This window comes from Paenibacillus sp. BR1-192 (assembly GCF_029542445.1).
Classification (GTDB): Bacteria; Bacillota; Bacilli; order Paenibacillales; family Paenibacillaceae; genus Paenibacillus_AQ; species Paenibacillus_AQ lautus_A.
The window spans coordinates 2,976,124-2,995,680 of sequence record NZ_CP120718.1; the positions used below are offsets into that span (position 1 = coordinate 2,976,124).

At 51.1% G+C, this 19,557-nt stretch carries 17 protein-coding genes and 1 pseudogene; 12 read left to right on the top strand and 6 right to left on the bottom strand.

What is annotated here, in order from left to right; genetic code table 11:
* Window positions 1–6 precede the first annotated feature (6 nt).
* The 4 genes from P0X86_RS13305 to P0X86_RS13320 all read left to right on the top strand — a co-directional run bounded on the left by P0X86_RS13305 (window position 7) and on the right by P0X86_RS13320 (window position 3,611).
* Window positions 7–1,134, top strand: coding sequence for a glycoside hydrolase family 88 protein (locus P0X86_RS13305; RefSeq protein ID WP_277748640.1), 1,128 nt, complete (start codon window positions 7–9; stop codon window positions 1,132–1,134).
* 173 nt (window positions 1,135–1,307) lie between these two features.
* On the top strand, window positions 1,308–1,943 hold the full coding sequence (locus P0X86_RS13310; RefSeq protein ID WP_277748641.1) for a copper resistance CopC family protein: 636 nt from the start codon (window positions 1,308–1,310) through the stop codon (window positions 1,941–1,943).
* On the top strand, window positions 1,943–3,031 hold the full coding sequence (locus P0X86_RS13315; RefSeq protein ID WP_277748642.1) for a copper resistance D family protein: 1,089 nt from the start codon (window positions 1,943–1,945) through the stop codon (window positions 3,029–3,031). Before P0X86_RS13310 ends, P0X86_RS13315 begins: the two co-directional genes overlap by 1 nt.
* 145 nt (window positions 3,032–3,176) lie before the next feature.
* Window positions 3,177–3,611, top strand: a complete 435-nt coding sequence (locus P0X86_RS13320) for a GNAT family N-acetyltransferase (RefSeq protein ID WP_277748643.1) — start codon at window positions 3,177–3,179, stop codon at window positions 3,609–3,611.
* Between the two features lie 125 nt (window positions 3,612–3,736).
* Here P0X86_RS13320 and P0X86_RS13325 read toward each other — a convergent pair whose 3' ends face one another.
* Complete coding sequence (locus P0X86_RS13325; RefSeq protein ID WP_277748644.1) at window positions 3,737–4,609, bottom strand: AraC family transcriptional regulator; 873 nt, start codon at window positions 4,607–4,609, stop codon at window positions 3,737–3,739.
* A gap of 200 nt (window positions 4,610–4,809) precedes the next feature.
* Here P0X86_RS13325 and P0X86_RS13330 point away from each other — a divergent pair, with 200 nt between their 5' ends.
* From P0X86_RS13330 to P0X86_RS13350, 5 genes and pseudogenes are all read left to right on the top strand, one after another.
* Window positions 4,810–7,494 carry a glycoside hydrolase family 78 protein gene (locus P0X86_RS13330; protein WP_277748645.1) on the top strand — a complete coding sequence of 895 codons (2,685 nt, stop codon included), beginning with the start codon at window positions 4,810–4,812 and terminating at the stop codon, window positions 7,492–7,494.
* 132 nt (window positions 7,495–7,626) lie between these two features.
* Window positions 7,627–8,049: a cell wall hydrolase gene (locus tag P0X86_RS13335; protein ID WP_009589484.1), complete on the top strand. Its 423-nt coding sequence runs from the start codon at window positions 7,627–7,629 to the stop codon at window positions 8,047–8,049.
* Window positions 8,050–8,137: 88 nt separating this feature from the next.
* Window positions 8,138–8,539 carry a spore coat protein GerQ gene (gerQ, locus tag P0X86_RS13340; protein ID WP_374705876.1) on the top strand — a complete coding sequence of 134 codons (402 nt, stop codon included), beginning with the start codon at window positions 8,138–8,140 and terminating at the stop codon, window positions 8,537–8,539.
* 444 nt (window positions 8,540–8,983) lie between these two features.
* A pseudogene (locus P0X86_RS13345) lies at window positions 8,984–10,304 on the top strand (hemolysin family protein).
* Window positions 10,305–10,466: 162 nt separating this feature from the next.
* On the top strand, window positions 10,467–10,964 hold the full coding sequence (locus P0X86_RS13350; protein ID WP_009589388.1) for a hypothetical protein: 498 nt from the start codon (window positions 10,467–10,469) through the stop codon (window positions 10,962–10,964).
* Between the two features lie 68 nt (window positions 10,965–11,032).
* Here P0X86_RS13350 and P0X86_RS13355 read toward each other — a convergent pair whose 3' ends face one another.
* The 4 genes from P0X86_RS13355 to P0X86_RS13370 form a co-directional block, all read right to left on the bottom strand.
* A complete protein-coding gene (locus tag P0X86_RS13355; protein WP_192572299.1) occupies window positions 11,033–11,851 on the bottom strand; it encodes a DUF4367 domain-containing protein in 819 nt (272 codons plus the stop codon).
* Window positions 11,829–12,419, bottom strand: a complete 591-nt coding sequence (locus P0X86_RS13360; protein WP_036665307.1) for an RNA polymerase sigma factor — start codon at window positions 12,417–12,419, stop codon at window positions 11,829–11,831. Before P0X86_RS13360 ends, P0X86_RS13355 begins: the two co-directional genes overlap by 23 nt.
* Before the next feature lie 370 nt (window positions 12,420–12,789).
* Entirely contained in the window at window positions 12,790–14,019 is a 1,230-nt protein-coding gene (locus P0X86_RS13365) for an aminopeptidase (RefSeq protein WP_277748646.1), read from the bottom strand.
* Between the two features lie 169 nt (window positions 14,020–14,188).
* Window positions 14,189–15,421, bottom strand: a complete 1,233-nt coding sequence (locus P0X86_RS13370) for an aminopeptidase (RefSeq protein ID WP_036665303.1) — start codon at window positions 15,419–15,421, stop codon at window positions 14,189–14,191.
* Window positions 15,422–15,566: 145 nt separating this feature from the next.
* Between P0X86_RS13370 and P0X86_RS13375 the strand changes: the two genes are divergently transcribed.
* Window positions 15,567–15,854 carry a hypothetical protein gene (locus tag P0X86_RS13375; RefSeq protein WP_009589418.1) on the top strand — a complete coding sequence of 96 codons (288 nt, stop codon included), beginning with the start codon at window positions 15,567–15,569 and terminating at the stop codon, window positions 15,852–15,854.
* Window positions 15,855–15,942: 88 nt separating this feature from the next.
* On the opposite strand, the gene P0X86_RS13380 is transcribed toward P0X86_RS13375, so the two are convergent.
* Window positions 15,943–17,295 (bottom strand): TrkH family potassium uptake protein, encoded by a 1,353-nt coding sequence (locus P0X86_RS13380; protein WP_192572296.1) that lies wholly within the window; start codon window positions 17,293–17,295, stop codon window positions 15,943–15,945.
* A 77-nt stretch (window positions 17,296–17,372) separates the two neighbouring features.
* Between P0X86_RS13380 and P0X86_RS13385 the strand changes: the two genes are divergently transcribed.
* On the top strand, window positions 17,373–18,290 hold the full coding sequence (locus tag P0X86_RS13385) for a DMT family transporter (RefSeq protein WP_192572295.1): 918 nt from the start codon (window positions 17,373–17,375) through the stop codon (window positions 18,288–18,290).
* 111 nt (window positions 18,291–18,401) lie between these two features.
* Entirely contained in the window at window positions 18,402–19,538 is a 1,137-nt protein-coding gene (locus P0X86_RS13390; protein ID WP_277748647.1) for a zinc-dependent alcohol dehydrogenase, read from the top strand.
* Window positions 19,539–19,557 lie beyond the last annotated feature (19 nt).

A 19,557-nucleotide genomic window follows, 5' to 3' on the forward strand; every position in this document is an offset into this window, starting at 1 on the left:
TGAACCATGTGGGAACAGGCCATCATGGATGCGGTTGAAAAGACCAAGAGGAACATCGGTTTATTTCCGATGAAATTCCCTCACATCACGGCGGAGAAGCGATACGAGTGGGGAGAAAGCAATGACTGGATTGAAGGCTTCTACACCGGAATGATCTGGCTGTGTTATGAATATACGAAGGATCCGCTGTTTAAGGATACGGCAATCGCTCAATTGGAGGATTACAAGGCGCGGCTGGAGGAGAAGCGGCATCTGGATCATCATGATATCGGATTTCTGTACCTGCCCTCCGCATTGGCCGCGTGGATCGTGGATGAACATGAAGAGGGCAAACAGCTGGCCCTAAAAGCAGCCGACCATCTGATGCTGCGCTGGCGGGAAGAAGGCCAGTATATTCAGGCCTGGGGCCGGAAGGGCGACGAGAAGAACGGCGGCCGCATTATCATCGACTGCATGATGAACATACCGCTGCTGTATTGGGCGTATGACCAAACAGGCGACGAACGCTACAAACGCGTGGCCGTCGCGCACGCGGAGAAGAGCCGCCGTTATTTAATGCGAGGGGATGATTCTTCGTACCATACCTTCTACTTCCAGCCGTCGGACGGGAAGCCCATCGGCGGTGGGACGCACCAAGGATATCACGACGGCTCCACCTGGACGCGCGGGCAAGCATGGGCAGTCTACGGATTTGCGCTTTCCTACCGTTATACCCGTGATCCGAAGTATTTGGATACCGCCGTGCGAGCTGCCCGCTATTTTATCGAGCATTTGCCGGAAGACCATGTCGCCTATTGGGATTTTGACGTTCCGATCGAAGCGGGTACGCCTCGCGACAGTTCCGCTTCCGCCATCGCCGCATGCGGGATGCTGGAGATCTTGGAGCACCTGGAAGAGGAAGATGGCAATAAAGGGCTATTGACAGACGCCGTCGAGAAGTCCATGATCTCCCTTGTAAACCGTTATTCCACTATCGGTGAAGCTGCCGAGGAAGGCTTGATCAAGCATGGTTCCTATTATGTCAGAGGCGGGATGGGACCGGACGATTACATGATCTGGGGGGATTATTATTATCTCGAGGCCTTGCTGCGACTGACCAAAGGGATACCTGGCTATTGGTACGAGAGAGGATAGTAGAACCGGATCCGTGAACTATAACGGGAACGCCGCAATCTGTGCGGCGTTCCCTTTTTTGTGTAAAATAGGATAGGATCATTGTTCACAATATACTCATTAGCATTGAGAGAACGTCTTTGTTATGATGGGGAAGATTCAAATTTAAGATAAATGGTTTGGAGGAGATAGGCATGTTGAAACATGTGAAAACTTCGGTTCTGCTGACCTTGGGTCTGCTGCTTGTACTGGTGTTCCCGACAGCAACGTGGGCGCATTCCAAGCTGGAATCCAGTACGCCCGCGGCAGACGCCAAGATCACGGAAAGCGTGAAGGAAGTCAATCTGTCATTCAATGAAAATATCGATGAAAATTTAAGCACCCTCAAGGTGAAGAATGCGCAAGGCGAAGAGGTTGAAGTATCGGAAGTCAAGGTTAGCCAGAACACTATGGCTGGAACGCTGGCAGCACCGCTTCCATCCGGTTCTTACACGGTGGAATGGAAGATCGTTGGCGGAGATGGACATCCCGTTGACGGAACGTATGCTTTCGAAGTCGATGCACCGGAAGGGGAAGCTGCTCCGGAGACTTCTGCCGACACCGAAGAAACGCCTGCGGATACAGGAAGTACACCGGATGAAACAGCAACGGCGGATGATACAGCCGCAGACAACGCAGATCCGTCGACGGATACGAATCAGCAGGCGGAGAATACGCCGGCTAATGACACATCCGAAGGAAACGGGTCGACCGTGTGGATCGTGATTATCGTCATCGTGGCCGTTGTCGCAGGATACTTTGGAATTAAAGCATCCCGGAAGAGAAAGTAATGTCTTATTATTGGTTAAGCGAGCCGTTTTTATATTTAGCATACGCCATTCTGGCCGGGATCACGGTGTTGTCCCTGGTACCGAAGGCTTATAAGCCGGACATTTCGGTACCGGCCTGGCTCGGCCCAGCGGCGGGGGCAGCCATCATCCTATTCGGCTTTGTGCCGCTGCTGCAAATCATCATGTTCTTCAAGGATGATATCGGATTCTGGCAGTCCTTTAACAGCATCATGTTCAAATTCAGCGAGGGCGAGCGTTATGCCTGGATACTGGTTCTTTCGATCCTATTGGCGGTACTGACCCTGATCGTCCGCCGGAAGCCCGGCTCTCCCTTACGCTGGCTTATGCCCGCTGTTCTGTTGGGCATTGCCGTTGCCATGTCTTCGTTCAACCACGCTGCATCCCTGTTCGATGGCGTTGGACAGCTTGCTTTCTTCGCCCATTTCACGGCGATGGCCATATGGACGGGAACGCTGCTGCTTACAGGATGGTTCAGCACGGAACATGATCGCTGGAGTGCGTTTCTCCGATGGTTCCATCCATTAGCCATCGCCTGCGTCATCCTTGTCGTCGGATCGGGTCTGTTCCTGATGACAGCCGTGACGCCGGAACCCGTAAACAGCTGGACGCTGTCCTACGGTCAGGCCCTGCTGGTCAAGCATATTCTCATTCTGCCGCTGCTGGTGTTCGCGTTCGTTAACGGTTATCTCGTCAAGCGCAAGCTGCGCAGGGATACAAGCTATCGACCTGCGGCATGGGCACGAAGCGAGGGAATCCTGATCGGGCTGATTTATATCGTCACCGGCTACATGAACCAGCAGCCTGCGCCGCACGAGGTCGTGGATACATTGGCGTCATATGGCCCTGCAGCAACGTTTGTCTGGTTCCATCCCGGGTTTACGATCGGTGAATTGGCCTTTACGTGGAGCTGGATCGGGATACTCTGCCTGTGCCTTGGGCTTGGTCTCCTCTGGAATGTCGTGAACGTATTTCGCAGGAACCGGGCAGCAGCCGTCGGGCTGTTAAGCGGGTTAGGCGCCGTTGCGCTGATATATTGCGGTTTGATGTTCTCGGTTACAACCGTTTAATTTGTTTGAAGTGAAAGGTCCTTGCTGTTTAATCAGCAGGGCCTTTTTTTGGTATGGGAGCAATGAGAGATGGCTGGATAAAGGTGGTATACTTGGGGGTGAAGATCGAACATGGACCAAATCTTGAACTGGGGGGAAATATGATATGGAAAAAGTGAAATTTATTCGCTTAGCATCTCCTACGGATGCATCCGTACTGGACCGATTAAACGAGGAGTTTAATGGGGTTAGGATGCAGCTGGAGGAAATTAAATATAGTTTGGAACAAGCGGATGAGATCGTGGCCATCGCTTATTTAGGCGATGATCCTGTAGGATTTGCCTGCGCCCAATCATTTAAGTCCTTTTGTTACCGGGAGCTTGTCGGCGAGATAACGGAAATGTACATTCAGGAGCGGGCAAGAAGGCAGGGTCTGGCAGGAATGCTGCTCGTTTTTCTGGAGGAACAATTATTCGCGCGCGGGGTGAGCACGGTTAAGGTGCTTACTGGTCATGATAATCGCCATGCCATCGCAGCATATGAGAAATCAGGTTATAAGCGGGAGGATGAAGTGCTTCTGGAGAAAGAGCTGGGGGAATAGGAACGTGATAGTGTCCAGGATATCAGATAAGGGTCAGCGAATAATCGTGCATGTACAAAAGCATGATATCCGAGTTATATAAGGATCATCATGCTTTTATTATATTTGCTGGAGAATCCGGTCAATTATCCATGATGCTGCGTTTCGGAGCGATATTGACCCGGCGTGAGTCCCGTGCTTCGCTTGAATACCGAGTTGAAGGAATGCATGTCCTTGTAACCGACTTTTTCGGCGATCATACTGACTTTGTCTGTCGTGGTTCGCAGCAGCTCGCGGCTCATTCGAATGCGTACGGTCTGCAGATAATGATGCCAGCTCTGGCCGGTATATCTGCGAAACAATCGCTGAAGATGGCGTTCGCTGAAGCCGCTGATCTGCGCAAGACGCGTCAGCGTGAGCTCATGCATGTATTGTCCCTCCACGTATTGAAGGACATCATGAAAAGAGGGATGCGAATGCTCCGAGGTGATAGGCTGCGAATGCTCGATGGCCCGGCTGAACTCAATGATCAGCTGTAGCAGCAGCGTATGCAAATAGACGGCTGAGCCGCTGATCTGCATGGCATATTGTTCATAGAGGGAGACGAACAGCTTCTCGAAACGGTCATGCCGATCCGTAATGGCGCGGTACCCAAGCGAGCCGTCTTCCATCTGTTTCAATAAGGAGGCTGTCCTCGAATCGGAAGCAAAGGCAATCAGTTTCGGCAGGAGATTGACGGAGAATATGCAATTGTTCACGATGAGCGGCTTCCCGTTCGAAGAGGTAGGCCGGAATACGTGAGGCATTCCGAGCGGTATATAGAACATATGACCTTTGCGAACCCGCTGCACCGAGTTCTCCATGTGATGGAAGCCTTCTCCCTCAGCAATATACGCAATTTCCAGAAAATCATGGTTATGGTAAGACCCCGTAAAATTCTCCGCGTTACGATTTACATACATCAGGGTGTCATCCCGGAAAAAATAATCTCCGTAATAGGTTTCCATCGGTCGTTTCATCCTGTTTGCTCCTTTTCATTGATCGAGGACGGATGTCCGTTTTACCGCATTGAATTGTCTGTTATCCCCATCATCTTGCTTGGAGGTTCACTTATAATAATAGTTGAAACAGACACAGAAATGAAAGCGTATATCAAGCCAAGCGGCTAATTCAAACGGATTGTTGAAGCAGCCTTCTTGAAGTGAACGGAGGAATGAGCATGTTCAGCGTAACGGATGTACGATGCGAATATCTTCATCAACCGATAGGTATCGGAGAGCGAAAGCCGCGCATCAGTTGGAGGTTGGCCTCGGACGAAAGAGCCGTCAGCCAAACCGCTTATGAGATTGAGGTTTCCAACGAGAAGGAATTTGCCAAGCCCTGCTGGACATCAGGGAAAACAGCCTCGTCGCAGTCGGTTCACGTGGAATTAACGGGGCTGAGCGTAACATCATGTAAGCGCTATTTCTATCGCGTGCGTGCCTGGAACCAAGCCGGGGAATTGACGGAATGGTCCGACACGGCCTACTGGGAGACAGGAAAACTGGAAGGGGAGCCATGGGTCGGACAATGGATATCTGCACCACGATCCTTGCTGCCTGTTGAAGCCGGTCACCTCCCGCTGCTCCGCAAGAGCTTCAGCTTAAAGTCGCCCATCACGAAAGCAAGAATATATGTTACGGCGCTGGGCCTTTATGAACTTGAGCTTAACGGACAGAGAGTGGGAGACTGTTATTTCACGCCAGGCTGGACGAGTTACGATCATACGATTCAGACGCAGACCTATGACGTGACCGAGATGCTGAAATCTGGCCAAAACGCGATCGGCGCTTGGCTCGGTAACGGTTGGTACAAGGGACAGCTGGGCTGGGAGGATCGTCACGCGATTTATGGAGATCGATTAGCGCTTCTGCTGGAGCTGCATATCACGTATGCTGACGGCAGCGAAGAAGTGATGGCAACCGATTCAAGCTGGCAGTCGGCCAAAGGCCCGATCGCCATGTCGGAGCTCTATCATGGCGAAACCTATGATGCGCGCCTCGAACTGGAAGGCTACAGTACGGCAGGTTATAGCTCCGATGATTGGCATGGCGTGGAAACGATCGACCAAGGTTACGACAAGCTGAAGTCCCAGATCAACGAGCCCGTGAGAGCCGTTCAAACGGTGCGGCCCGTGGAATTTCTGACCACGCCCAAAGGTGAAACCGTCATCGACTTCGGGCAGAATTTGGTAGGCTGGGTCCGATTTAGCGTGTCCGGTGCGGAGGGCACAACGGTGACGCTGCAGCATGCGGAAATCCTGGATGCCGAAGGTAACTTTTATACGGAGAATCTCCGAACCGCTAAACAAACGATTCAATACACGTTAAAAGGCGGCGGGAACGAAATCCATGAACCTCATTTTACGTTCCAAGGCTTCCGATATGTTCGTTTAGACGGTTTCACGGAAGAGCAGCTGGACCTCCGGCATTTCGAAGCGGTCGTGCTCCATTCGGATTTCGAAGAAACCGGAACTTTTCAATGTTCGGATCCCATGGTGAATCAATTGCAGAGCAACATTCGATGGGGACTGAAGGGGAATTTCCTCGACGTGCCCACGGATTGCCCGCAGCGTGACGAGCGGCTTGGCTGGACCGGCGATGCGCAGATGTTCATCGGGACGGCGGCCTATCTTGCCAACGTGGCGCCTTTCTTCACGAAATGGCTGTCGGACCTGGCCGCGGAACAGCGCGATGACGGAGCGGTTCCGTTCGTTGTTCCGCATGTGCTCGGCGATGAAGCCTATGCTTCGGCCGCATGGGGAGATGCAGCGGTCATTTGCCCGTGGACGGTGTACGTCAATTTTGGCGATCGACGGATATTGGAGCGTCAATATGAGAGCATGAAGCGCTGGGTCTCCTACATTCAAGCTCAAGGGGAGCATGAATATCTGTGGAATACCGGCTTCCATTTCGGCGATTGGCTGGGACTGGATGCGAAATCCGGGGACTATGTGGGTGCTACGGAACGGGACTTTATCGCTTCGGCGTTTTATGGTTATTCGGTGGAACTGCTTAGGAAAACCGCGGTCGTATTGGGACGAGAACAAGATGCTGCCCTGTATGCCGAGCTTAAAGAAAAGGTTGTCGCTGCATTCCGTAACGAATTCGTGACCCCGTCCGGAAGGCTTGCGGCGTCGACGCAGACCGCGCACGTGCTTGCGCTTATGTTCGGGCTGCTGGATGAGGCGGCGGAAAAACGCGCGGCGGATCGTCTTTATGCATTGCTGGAGGAGAGCCGGTTTCATTTAACGACCGGTTTTGTGGGCACGCCTTATATTAATCATGTGTTAAGCCGGCACGGCATGCACGATGCGGCGTATAAGCTCCTGCTGCAGCAGGACTATCCTTCATGGCTGTATCCGGTGACGAAAGGCGCCACGACGATATGGGAGCATTGGGACGGCATCAAGGAAGACGGCAGCTTCTGGAGCCGCGACATGAATTCATTCAATCATTATGCATACGGAGCCATCGGCGAATGGCTGTATCGTTCGGTTGCCGGCATACAGACCGTGGAGGATGCGCCGGGTTATAAACATATCCGGTTTGCGCCTGTACCGGGCGAAGGCCTGACATGGGCGGAAGGCAAAATCGATACGATGTATGGAACCGTCCGGTCATGCTGGCGGATGGAAGATGATGGCGAGTTTCAGCTGGAAGTGTGCATTCCGCCTAATACGACTGCTGAAATTTGCCTGCCTGGTGTTTTTGACGTTTCAAACGTTAAGGAAGGCAGCACGGTCCCTCTAAACGAAGCGAAGGGGATCCATTCGGCAGTCGATGGCGAAGCGGGTGTTGTGATTCAAGCGGGTTCGGGGGAGTATACGTTCCGTTATGTATACAACCATCCTAAAGCGAAGTAAGGCATGATAGCAGGAGACCAAAGTTCTTTACCGCGACGGACGCGGTAAGGAACTTTTTTTTCGTATCCAGGCACATTTCTGGGCGAATGCACATACGATACAAAGTGATCTTAAGGAAGCGAGGGGAACTCTGTGGCAGTCATCAAAGCGAATTCGAATGATGTGGATCTTCTGGCAAGATTGATCCGCGCAGAGGCAGAAGGCGAAGGTGAGCAGGGCATGCTCATGGTAGGGAATGTCGGGGTGAACCGGATACTGGGTAACTGCCTGGATTTTCGAAACATCCGCAACATGAACGATATGGTATTTCAGAGCCCGGGTGGTTTTGAAGCAACACAGAAAGGCTATTTTTATCAACGGGCCAGGGATCGGGATCGTCAGCTAGCCCAAAGGGTCATTAATGGGGAACGCATATGGCCGGCTAGCAACGCGCTATGGTTTTTCCGCCCGGCAGGGGACTGCCCGGCAACCTGGTACAATCAGCAGAACACAGGCCGATTCAAGGCACACTGCTTCTTCACCCCGACATATGCCGATTGCCCGTCCGTTTTTTGATTCATGTTATACAACCGCTTAGGCGGGAGTTATAAATTAAAGGAGGAAATTACTTATGTACAATCAAGGTGTGCCGCCTGTGAACTTCATGAATGGAGTCCGTTATCCGGGAGTGCCGAACCGCGGGACCGCTGGTTACACGGCAAACGTTCCACCGCAGGTGCCCAGCGGAAGTCCAATGACGCCGGGAGGCACCGTTGTTCCGGCACCGCCGCAATTCGAACAATCTTACGTGGAGAATATCCTTCGATTGAACCTTGGGAAGCAGGCAACGTTTTACATGACGTATGAAAACAATTCGCAATGGAATGCCAAGGTGTTCACGGGCATTATCGAAGCCGCCGGTCGCGATCATATCGTCATCAGCGAACGGACGACAGGGCGCCGGATCATCCTGCTGATGGTGAACCTGGACTATGTCGTGTTTGACGAGCCGCTCAATTACCAATATCCGGGCGTGATCGGCAATCCGCCTCCAACGGCAAGATAAATCTATTTTTGCGAATGCCCCAATAACCTTCGTTTACACCGATGTGAAACGGAGGTTATTTCATTTGGCCTTGGCAGAATATTCAATGGCATGCGTTTTTCTAACGACACTCCGCGCGGCCGCATAGTATTATTTTAACATTATGAATGTTTATTCATAGAATCGTTCAATTCATCGGAAAACGAGTGTTAACGGCTGAGAATCAAATTAAAGCTCATAACAACGATGATTAATGTCATAAGACAACGTTTGACTGTGTATCGTAGTACTATATAATTACTTATATAGCTTGAATAAGTCGGAATAAGACAAGGAGATGAGACCATTGGGAAGTTGATGCGTAGTCCGAACACGCTGTTATGCTTGATGGCACCACACATTTTTAATAACCGAAGGAGGTGTTCCTATTCGTCATAGCATGCTGTATGGCGGGTAGGAGATCGATTGAGTGACCCCTTACCGAGTTTGATAAGTTTAACCTTGGTATTGATTCTCGTCCTATTAAACGGATTTTTTGTATCGGCTGAATTGGCTTTTGTTAAAGTGAAGAGCAGCCGGATTGACGCTTTGGTTGAAGAAGGACATAGACGTGCACAATTTGCGCAGAACATACTGAAGAACCTGGACGGATATATATCCGCTTGCCAGTTTGGGATTACCATCGTGTCCATCGGCCTTGGCTGGATCGGCGAGAGAACGATTTCCGCCATGATTACGCCTTGGTTCAACGGAATAGGATGGAGCAACACAGCCGTTCATGCGGTGTCCTTGGTATTAGCCTTCATCTTGATCGCACTTATGCATATCGTATTCGGTGCATTAGCGCCTAAGACGGTGGCCGTACGCAAGGCGGAACAAATCACGCTGCTGTCCGCAGGCCCGCTGCGGGTATTTTACACCATCATGTTCCCGTTTATCTGGTTTGCCAATGGGCTTTCCAATAACGTTCTTCGCATATTCCGGATGAAGCCGGTGGTTGAACGCAATGTCCATACCGAGGAAGAACTGCGGGATATGATGAAAGAGAGCAGCGAGAGCGGATTGATGGATAGCACGGAGATGACACTGGTAGACAACATTTTTGAATTTGCCGATACAACGGCAAGGGAGATCATGATCCCCCGTACAGAAATGATCTGCTTATACAACAATCTTTCATTGGAAGAAAATCTGAAGATTGCAAGCGAGGGCATGCGAACCCGTTATCCGATCTGCGACGAAGACAAGGATCATATCATTGGCTTTATTCACATTAAAGATCTGATGCGCGGCTTCGTTGGCGACCAGCTTTCCCTGATTCGCCCGATCATTGCTGTTCCTGAGTCAATCAAGATCAGCGAACTGCTGCGAAGAATGCAGCGGAGCAAGACGCAAATCGCCATTCTTATCGATGAATACGGCGGGACCTCGGGACTCGTGACCCTGGAGGATATTATGGAAGAAATCGTCGGTGAAATTCAAGACGAGTTTGACGAAGAGCGTCCAGGCATTGAAAAAGGTGGGGGAGGATGAATACTCCATTGATGGATTGATGCTGATCGATGAAATCAATGACCAATTTGGTCTGAATGTGGATACAGAAGATTACGATACCATCGGTGGATGGCTGTCTGCGCGCCTTGAGGTGCTGCTTCCGCACAAAGGCCAGTCTGTTATATACGAAGACTGTCGCTTTGTGATCGAGGAGACGGAGAATAAACGCATCTCCCGGATACGCCTGATCAGGCAAGAGCAGCAGCTGATACAGGAAGAAGCGGGCGCGTAAACTGGATATTAGAAGAAGCAGCGACATTAAATGTCGCTGCTTCTTTTTATTTGCAGAAAAGTTTCAAAAATTATATCAAACCGTGAAAAAATAGAAACTTTTACGCTAACACGACGTGTTAAAATATGGATGTTCCTATCATATTGAAAGAAAGGTGATATTATGTCGAAAGTACGCAGTCCAAAACGTATAGCTTCAGCACTTGCAGTCAGTGTTTTATTAAGTTTATCCTTGGCAGGAGGGGCTTACGCGGACTCCGCTGCAGACATTGCACCCGGTGCTTTGACGACTCCGCCTCCGGTTGAAATGAATTTGAATTCTTCCATCAGCCTCTTAGCGAATAAATATTTGATCAACTACTATTCTACGATTAGCAAGGCAAGCGGCACCCAAGTGAGCATCAACGGATTTACCGGCGCTGGACAAGCCGTAGACAGCATCGGCATTAATTATGTTCTACAGCGCTGGACAGGGTCGGCTTGGGTGGATGCTGGCAGTGCATATGAAAACGGAACCAACAAGCTTTCGCTTAGCGGCACCAAAAATTTCAACGTTCAGGCAGGCTACTATTACCGTGGCAAAACCATTCATTGGATTAATGAGAACGGTACATATGAGGAAGGCACTTATTATACGAACTCGATATTAGTAGAACAGTAATTTCAATAGGTTATCACAAAGAAGGACACTTTATGCAAGTGTCCTTCTTTGTGTGTGCAGGTATGGTCCTAGTGTATGCTGTTGGCGATTTTAATGAATTCTTCTCTAGAGAACAATCCGCTAATATTCACCAATATTTTGTCATTGTCATGCAAAAAGCGGAGGTTGGTTTCAGTCAGGTAGGCTACGGCTCCGGATTTCAGCTTCAGCGTCTCGGTAACCTTTCCTCCAAGGCCGATGGACCGTTCTGCCGTCATGTCGATTAAATCGATATAGAATACCTTTTCATCCGCATTCTTGTAGTGAAGATGAAGATCCAGGATCGGCGCGCTCTCGCTTTCCGCGATTCCCGTCGCCTCATAGAACTCAAAGCCAGGCGGAATATAGCCGATTTCAGGGATCTTGAATAATACGCGCTTTTGCGATTCGATTAAGGATTCGTCGGAATCCGTAAAGGGAACGTCTTCGGTTTCCACCAATTCAGCGGGCGGTACTTGGTCGGCGTTATCTGGGACAGGGCTTATATCCGGCGGAGGCGCAGTAAGGGCCTTGCTGGGATCGACGGGCTCTTTCTTGCCGAATATCTGGCCCGTAATGCCGTTGCCCCAATCCACGATTTGCTGATAAATCGGCGATACGGCTTGCGTGACGGTAGGCTGGGAGAACACGAATGCCCCGAATGCCATGGAAGCTGCAATTATACCGGCCAACTGAAATCTGCGGCGTCGCTGTTTCCGATTGTTAAGTTTCTCGACCTGCAGCTTGACTTGCTGCCAGGATTGTCGCTTGGATTCGTTGTCCGTAGGGAGTGAGGAACGTGAAGCTGCACGATCAAAGGCTTCATCAAAGGCCTCGTCAAACCAATCATCGTATTTTTCGTTGCTCATCCAATTCACCCCACTCTCTATACAGCATTTTCTTAACGGATTCCCTGGCCCGGAACAAACGCTGCTTCACGATCTCTTCGCGAGTATTCAACAGCTCCGCGATTTCCCTATAGGTCAGGCTGTGCTTCCAACGATACTCAATCAATAGCTTGTATTCAGGCTTCAACTGGTCGAGGTACTGCCCGATCGATTCCTCCAGCAAATTCGATTCCACCTGGTGTTCGACGTTCGTGGAAGAAACTACCACGTCCTCTTCATTAATAAAAACACTATCGACATCCACTTGGTTACGGTATTTTTTATTTTTTCTTAAATAATTCATGGTTGAGTTTTTCGCGACGACACGGAGCCAGCCCCGCATCTTGCTTTCCGTTTCGAACTTCGGCTTGCTTGTGATCACTTTGATAAAGGACTCCTGAATGATATCCTCAACAGCAGCATGATCCCGTACGACATACAGTATTTGCCCATAAACGAGGTCATAAAATTCATAATAGATTTCTTCCTGAATAGGTTCGCTCAGATCAGCGAAATCTGCTGCAAGGAGGAGCTGTAATCGGTTGGACACGCGATAATCCCCTCTCTGGTGTAACCATCCTATTTCTCTCATCATTTTACAACATATCGGGTAAAAAAGCCCTACAAATTCTAGTAACAGCCGACTCTGGAGACCGGAGGCATCCCGGCTTATCCTATGGAATTCATGGTATGGGGCCCGCTTTTCGCCTCTGTTATCGGCAAGCCAATGAGCTGCGCCCATCTCTTCATCATATGCTCGGCCATCAATGGGTATTAATCGAATCTGGGATTGACTCGGCAAGAGAAAGGGCGGGGATGGACCAGATAAAAACAGGGCAGCCTCTGAGAATCAGGCTGCCCTGTCGATCGTTCTTAATCGAATGTTGGGTTGCTAGTCATGGTAACGGGAAATATGGCGATTATGCCCAGTTACCATCGATGAAGACCGGCTCTTCCTTGCCATCATGCGTGATACCCGTAATCTGAAGCTCCTTGGAGCCCATCATGAAGTCGACGTGGGTAATGCTGGTGTTCAGGCCGCTTGCCTGGAGCTGTTCGGACGTCATGGTCTTGCCGCCTTCTAGGTTGAAGGCATATGCGCTCCCGATAGCCAGGTGACAGGAGGCATTTTCATCAAACAGCGTGTTGTAATACAGGATGCCGCTTTCCGAGATCGGGGAGCGGTGGGGGACAAGAGCCACCTCGCCCAGATAATGCGACCCTTCGTCCATGGAGATCAGTCGGGTTAAAGTATCCTGGCCTTGTTCGGCGGAAAAATCGACGATGCGCCCGTTCTCGAACGTAATCGAGAAATTGTCGATGATGTTGCCGCCGTAGCTCAAAGGCTTCGTGCTGCGTACGGTGCCGTTGACGCCGGTTTTGAGAGGGGCGGTGAATACTTCCTCCGTCGGGATGTTGGCAACGAAGCGCTCGCCTTTTTCGTTGTGGCTGCCCGCCTGGGCCCATATATGACCCTCCGGCAGCTCGATTGTCAGATCCGTTCCAGGTGAAGTGAACCGGAGCTTGTGATATTTCTTGGCATTGAGTTCATCCGATTTGCGTTGAAGGGTATGGATATGCTCCTCCCACGCCCCAATAGGATCTTCCAGGTCCGCGCGAACCGCGTGGAAAATCGCGTCCCACATTTTGTCCACCTGTTGGCCGGCAGGAACGTCAGGAAACACCTTGGCGGCCCAATCGGGGGAAGCGTACGCTATGCCGGTCCAGCTCATTTTGTCGGCCTGCTGGTATTGCCGGTATTTCGACATGGCTGCGCCATATGTACGTTGATAATTGGATATACGCTCGGGATCGACTCCTTTTAACAGGTCGGGGTTCGAGGAGAGGATCGTCAAGAAAGCGGCTCCTTGTTCGGCAAGTTCGGTTACTTCCTCTGCGTAATAAGTCGGCGGTTCCAAAAAAACTTCGTCGGGCGCCAGATCGTACCGAATCCGATTCACGATTTCGTCACTGTAATTCACTTTCACTTGCTTGGCACCCGTTTCGTAGGCTTTCTTCACGATCAGGCGCACCAGCGGCGCCGCATCAATCATGGCGTTAACCACCAGCGTTTGTCCCGGCTGCACGTTGGCGCCGACCTTGACTGCTAGCTCCGCATAGCGTTCCAATTTTTGTTCAAAGCTGGACATGACAGACCCTCCATTTCTTATATGCTGCCTCATAGCAACTTCAAGCGTTGTTTAGATTATCGCACAATTTTTAAGTTTGTAAATCAACCTCGGGTCAATTAAAGTCCGAAAAAGTTAAAAGAAAGCAGCTACTTCGCGAGAAATAGCTGCTTAATGCTGCATCTTATTCTTAAAATGCCCAGTTTCCTTTCAGGAATACGGGTTCTTCCTTGCCATCTGCCGTAACGCCGTAAATATCCATGTCGCCGGAGCCGATCATGAAGTCGACATGGGTTACGCTCGTATTGAGGCCGCTCTGAATCAGCTGCTCCTGATTCATGTCCTTGCCGCCCTCGAGACAGAAAGCATAAGCGCTGCCGAGCGCCAGGTGGTTGGAGGCATTCTCGTCAAACAACGTGTTGTAATACAGGATGTTCGACTCCGAGATCGGGGATTGATGCGGCACAAGCGCCACTTCACCAAGGTACCGTGCACCTTCATCCATGTTCAGGAGACGCTCCAAAGTCTCATACCCTTGCTCCGCCGTGAAGCTGACCACCTTGCCTTCTGCAAAAGTAAGGGAGAAGTTGTTTATGATGTTACCGGCATAACTCAATGGCTTCGTACTATGTACGGTCCCGTTGACGCCTGTTTTGAGCGGAGCGGTAAAGACTTCCTCGGTCGGCATGTTAGCCACGAAGGAGTGTCCTCGTTCGTTGATGCTGTCGCCTTGTGCCCAAATGTGCCCTTCCGGCAGCTCGATGGTAAGATCGGTTCCCGGCGCAACATAGTGGAGCTTCTTGTATTTCTTGGCGTTCAGCACGGAGGATTTGGCTTCAAGCACTTCGAGATGTTGGTTCCAGGCCTCTACCGGGTTCTCCTGGTCCACACGTACGGTGTGGAAAATCGCATCCCACAATTTGCCGACCTGCTCGGATTCCGGAACATCCGGGAATACCTTCGCGGCCCACGCGGCCGAAGGAACTGCGACCAGGCACCAGCTGAACTTGTCGGACTGCTGATAGGCACGGTATTGCTTCAATGCTTCGCCCCGCGCCTTGTAGAAGTTTCCGATGCGCTCGGAATCGATGCCGCTGAGCAGATCGGGGTTCTCGGCCAGCACGTGCAGAACGGCTGCCCCGTTCTCGACCAGCTCCGTCATTTCTCCGGCATACCATTTTGGCGCTTCGGTAAATACGTCATCCGCAGCTTTTTCGAATTGAAGCCTTGTTATCGTTTCGTCGGTCCACAGGATCTTAACGAGGCGGGCCCCCGCTTCGTATGCCTTCTTAGCGATCAAGCGGGTAAACTCGGCGGAATCGACAGGAGCATGGACCACCAGCGTTTGCCCTTCCTGTATGTTGACTCCAACCTTTACGGCCAACTCGGCATATTTGTCCAGGTATGTATTGAAATCGGACATTTGGAACCCTCCAATGCAATTAATAATGTAACACCCCATATTATACTAGATCGAGCTGTATAAGAAAAACCATAATCAGCGATCAAGAAAAGTGATATACTGAGTCTTGTGAGTGCTTTACAACGTAACGAAGGAGCGTGAAAACGTGTCACAAGTCCGAATCGAGCGTGCGGATATGAAGCGGGATGATGCCGATCAATTCGTGGGATATACCGTATTTTCTATAGATGGACATGCCTCATCCTACGAGATCACCTTCCTGAGCAAGAACGGCCGGGATTGGGATTACAGTCTGAACTTTGCCGGCGAGCCGGGAATCGAGGAGCAGTTTCTCCAGATAGACGAACGGATCGAAAACGATGACGAGCTGTTTGACGATTTGCTGGATGCAGCCATTGATGCCAGCGAATTCGGGGAATCAGAGGCGGACTAAAGAAACGTATTTAAGAAACAAACCGTACACCTCTCTTAGATGGAGGCGTACGGTTTGTTTACATGCGGCAATGAGCGGGCCGGATAGCTTATCCTATTGTGATTCGTCCTTCGGGATGGCGATACAGCTCCTTGTTATTCTTGCGGCTAAGCGCGTAGGCAAGCGTTAGCGGTCCCAGCCGGCCGAGGAACATGAGCATGGCAATGGTAACCTTGCCAACCCCGGAGAGTTCGGTGGTCAGACCCATGGATAACCCGGCCGTGCCGAAGGCGGATACGGCTTCGAACAGAATCCTTAAGAATTCGCCTGATTCCGTAACGGACAGGAACATCGAGGCGCCTACCAATAGCAGCAGCGATAGAATCGTCAGCGTGATGGAGCGGTAAACCAGGGCTTGGGAGATGCGGTTGCGATAGAGCACCACATCGCGTTTTCCCTGAATCATCGTGACGACGGCACCGATCAGCACGGCAAAGGTAGTCACCTTGATGCCGCCTCCGGTCGATCCGGGGGCTGCCCCGATGAACATCAGGAGAATCATGAAGAACTGGGACGATTGCTCCAGACTCGCAATGTCCAGGGTGCTGACGCCTCCCGAACGGGGAGTGATCGATTGGAATATGGAAGCCATGATCTTTACCGGATACGAAAGAGGCCCCAAGGTTTTGGGATTGCTGTGCTCCAGGATAAAGATCATGACGGCCCCGATCACGATTAACAGGGACGTCACCGTCAAGACAACCTTGGAATGAAGCGAAAGCTTTTTGCATTTCGGATACTCGATGAGATCAAAGATAACGATGAAGCCGATGCCTCCAAGGAAAATCAGGAACATCACGATGATATTGACAAAAGGATCCGCTACATAGGTGGCAAACCCTGAGAAGGGGCCGTGAATTTGGCCAAAGAGATCAAAGCCTGCATTGTTGAAGATGGAGATGCTCTGGAATATGCCGAAGTATGCCGCATCGGAAAGCGGCATGATGGCAGAGAACCTGAGCGTCAGCAGCAAGGCGCCCGCGCCTTCTATGATCAGCGTGTAGACCAGCACTCTTCGGATGAGATCCACGATGCCTTGTATTTGGTATTGTCCCATCGCTTCCTGAAGGATCATCCGCTCCCGGAGCGAGATTCTGCGGTTGAACATCAATGCAATCCAGGTAGCCGAGGTCATAAACCCCAAGCCGCCAAGCTGAACCAGCATAAGCATGACAATTTGTCCAAACATCGACCAGTGGGTGCCCGTATCCACGACGGTTAACCCCGTCACGCTGATGGCTGACACCGCCGTGAAGAGAGCATCTACCAGCGGAGTCGAAGTCCCGTCGGCGGTAGCGATAGGGAGCTTAAGCAGAAAAGTTCCGATCAGTGTGATCGATGCGAAACCGATCGCCAGAAATTTAGGAGGCGTCATTTGATTGCGTAGGTCTTTCTTTTTCATGCCGATTATCCTTTACCGAAAGTTTAATTTTAAAATCAATCTCTAATATAACACGAAAGGTGAATCATTTAACCATCATGAATTCGAACCGAGCACCGATTCCCGTTTTTATCCCGTTATTTATAGGGATAATAGCCATATCCTTTTCATCGATTTTCGTAAAATGGTCCGGCAGTCCCGTTTCCATTCAGGCCATGTACCGATTGGTGATCACGTTTCTGATCATGCTGCCGTTCGCGGGAAAGTACATGCCCGTTATCCGATCGCTGAAGCGCTCCGAAGTGCTTCTGCTGATTCTGTCCGGTGCGATGCTGGCCCTGCACTTTTTGTTATGGATGGGCTCCCTGAAGTGGACGAGCGTAGCCAGTTCTACGATCATCCTGGCCCTTCAGCCGGTATTCGTCATGATCGGCGCCTACATCTGGTTTAAGGAGAAAACGTCGCTGGCGGCCATAGGAGGTATGGCCATCGCCTTTCTCGGCGTGTTCCTTCTCATTGGCAGCAGCGGCTTCAGCGGGAGCAAGGGACATCTGACCGGCGATATCATGTCTTTGCTGGGGACGGCCGCGGTGGCCGTCCATATGCTGCTCGGACAACTGCTGCTCAGAAGGCTGCCGTCATTCCTGTACAGCTGGTTGGTTTTTGCGGTAGCTGCTGCCGTATTGGCGGTATATAACGTGGGCATGCAGATTCCGCTGACCGGGTATTCCGCTCGCGAGTGGGGGATATTCGCCTTGTTGGCCGTCGTGCCCACCGTATTCGGTCATCTGTTATTCAATTGGCTGATGAAGTATGCGACTGCCTCCACCGTGTCGATGAGCGTTCTCGGAGAGCCGGTTGGAGCGAGTCTGCTGGCTTTTCTCCTGCTGAATGAGTCGATGAATTCGCTGCAAGCCGCAGGCGGAGCGCTGGTGCTGTTAGGGCTGGTATTGTTCTTGAAGGTCGGCAGAACCAAAAAGCAGCCGGTGGACGTCCAGCCTGAAGCGCTGGGCTGATCCCGCATTATTTTGCCTGGATAGACTAGTTCCCGCAAAATTAGCGCACACTGAACATTAAAAAGCCAAAATATTACAATTATGGAATAAAGGCTTAGAACGGGGGCGCGCGTGAAAGCAGTCACTTATCAAGGCAGACATCGGATCAAAGTGAAGGAAATGAAAGACGCCGTTCTTCGGCACAGCGACGATATCTTGATTCGAGTCACCACCACGGCCATCTGCGGATCTGACTTGCATTTATATAACGGCGAGCTGAAGCATCTTAACGATGATTACATTATCGGCCATGAGCCGATGGGGGTCGTCGTGGATGCAGGGCCGGAAGTAAGCAAGGTCAACGTGGGGGATCGGGTGATCATTCCTTTTATCGTGTCTTGCGGCAAATGCATATTCTGCCAGAATCAAATGGAAAGCCAATGCGATTATGCGAACGAAGCCAAGGATACCGGCGGTTTTTTTGGATACAGCGACGCGTACGGCGGCTTTCAAGGCGCGCAGGCGGAACTGCTGCGGGTACCTTACGGTAATTTCATGCCCTTTGTCATCCCGGAGGATGCCGAAATGGAGGATGAGAAGCTGCTCATGCTGTCCGATGCGCTGCCAACCGCCATGTGGAGCGTGGAGAACGGAGGAGTTAAGCCCGGCGATGTCGTCATTGTCCTCGGATGCGGCCCGATAGGATTGTTAACGCAGAAGTTTGCATGGCTGAAAGGAGCGAAGCGGGTCATCGCCATCGACCATGTGGACTACAGGCTGGCGCATGCCAGCCGCACCAATCATGTGGAAACCTACAACTTCGAGAAGATACCCGAGATCGTGAACTATATCCTTGAGATAACCAAGGGCGGCGCCGACGTGGTCATCGATTGCGTGGGCCTGGATGCCAAACGGACCGGCATCGAGATGCTGGGCAGCATGCTGAAGCTTCAGGGAGGCTCCTTGGGGGCTTTTCGCATGGCTGTGAGAATGGTGCGCAAATACGGGACCATCCAGCTCACGGGCGTATATGGGCTTATCTACAATGCATTTCCGCTAGGCGAGCTGTTTGAACGCAATATTACGTTAAAAATGGGTCTTGCCCCGGTCATTCATTACATGCCCCGCCTGTATCAAATGTTGAAAGAGGGGGCGGTGGATCCTTCGGATATCATTACCCACCGGTTTCCGATGGAGAAGGCTGCCCTTGGCTATGATATTTTCAATGAGAGGAAGGATGGCTGTATCAAAGTCATCCTGAAGCCTTAGACCACGCCAATCCAATTAA